Origin of the sequence: Mesorhizobium sp. B2-4-6, from assembly GCF_006442775.1 — a bacterium.
Taxonomy (GTDB): Bacteria; Pseudomonadota; Alphaproteobacteria; order Rhizobiales; family Rhizobiaceae; genus Mesorhizobium.
The window spans coordinates 1-1,889 of the sequence record NZ_VFVI01000038.1; the positions used below are offsets into that span (position 1 = coordinate 1).

At 58.0% G+C, this 1,889-nt stretch carries 1 protein-coding gene; it reads left to right on the plus strand.

The window, feature by feature from the left end:
• The first annotated feature begins 535 nt into the window (after positions 1-535).
• Complete coding sequence (locus FJ957_RS31675) at positions 536-1,741, plus strand: sugar ABC transporter substrate-binding protein (RefSeq protein WP_246674414.1); 1,206 nt, start codon at positions 536-538, stop codon at positions 1,739-1,741.
• Positions 1,742-1,889: the final 148 nt, after the last annotated feature.

A 1,889-nucleotide genomic window follows, 5' to 3' on the forward strand; every position in this document is an offset into this window, starting at 1 on the left:
TGGCGCCAGTCCGTCCGGCCCGCTTGTCGCAGCGGTCGCGCGCGGCTTCCTCATCAGGCGGTGTTCCCTCCCCGGGCACCAGGTGTTTGTTTCTGATGATGCGGATCGACATTCAACCCACGTCACCGGACCACGTTGTTCGTGGCCTCATGGATGCTACGAGCGGACGATGACCAGCCGGCGCAGCGGAGTTTTTTTCAAGATAATTTACACATGTAAATTTATGCAGGAACGACTTACTGACCATAATATCCGTCTCGGGAGTAGTCAACATCTTGACTTAATGAGCTGGATTTATTGCCATTTCTAAAGAACCGCCTCTTTCAGGATTATGACCTGCTTGACAAGTTGAAACGCGCATCGCTAAGCTAACTTTACGCGCGTACATATTAGCTGGGTACGTTCGTAAGGGAGGAATGCAATGCGAGTTGGTATACGCATTGGGGCGCTTGCGTCCCTGACGTCGGCTGCCGTCATCTCGGCGGGCGCCACATTTGCTGAAGAAATCACTGTGGCGACGGTGAACAATGGCGACATGATCATCATGCAGAAGCTGTCGCCGGAGTGGGAGAAGAAAACCGGCAACAAGGTCAATTGGGTGGTGTTGGAAGAAAACGTGCTGCGCGAGCGCGTGACCACCGACATCGCCACCAAGGGCGGCCAGTACGACGTCATGACCATTGGTAGCTACGAGACGCCGATCTGGGGCAAGCAGGGCTGGCTTTTGCCTCTCGGCGATTTCGGTAAGGATTATGACTATGACGACTTGATCGCGCCAGTGCGGGCCGGTCTCACGGTCGATGGAAAGCTCTATGCAGCTCCGTTCTATGCCGAAAGCTCCTTCACGCTCTACCGCAAGGATCTGTTCGATGCCGCAGGGCTAAAGATGCCGGAGCAGCCTACTTACGATCAGATCAAGGAGTTCGCAGCCAAACTCACCGACAAGGCAAAAAGCCAGTACGGCATCTGCCTGCGTGGAAAGCCGGGCTGGGGCGAGAACATGGCCTATCTCGGGACCTTGGTGAACACTTCGGGCGGGCGCTGGTTCGACATGGACTGGAAGCCGCAACTAGATCAGCCTGCGTGGAAAAACGCTCTTACCTGGTACGTCGATGCCATGAAGCAGTATGGGCCGCCCGGCGCGAGCAGCAACGGGTTCAATGAAAATCAGGCCCTGTTTGCTTCAGGCAAGTGCGCCATGTGGATCGATGCAACGTCGGCTGCTGGTCGCGTCTACGATTCTAGCCAAAGCAAGGTTGCCGATAAAGTCAGTGTCACAAAGGCTCCTGTTGCCGTAACGCCAGCAGGGTCGGCTTGGGCATGGGCCTGGAGCCTTGCGGTTCCCGCCAGCACCAAGAAGGCAGACACGGCAAAGTCTTTTATCGAATGGGCGACTTCAAAGGCGTACGTCCAGCGCGTCGGTGAAACTGCAGGATGGGTCGCAGCACCCCCCGGGACCCGGAAATCGACCTACGCCAGCCCGGATTATCAGAAGGCTGCGCCGTTCGCACCAACCGTGCTTGCAGCGATCGAGGCGGCGGATCCTACCAAGGCGACCAAAGATCCGGTCCCCTACACCGGCATACAATTCGTCGCGATCCCCGAATTCCAGGGTCTAGGGACGACCGTCGGCCAGCTCTTTGCGGCCGCTCTTGAGGGCCAGATGAGCGTTGATGATGCGTTGACGCAGGCGCAAGCGGCCGCGACCTCGGTCATGCAGGAAGGCGGCTATCTGAAATAGGGCATCCTCCCGGTGCCTGGCCGCCCGGCTTTCGGTCCGGGCGGCCGCTGGCCGGCTCTGCTCGATCTTGTGGCTGACCTTTGGAGGGTGACCGTCATGGCTACTCAGCAAACCCGTTCGCTTGCGCGTTTCATGATGGCGCCATCGG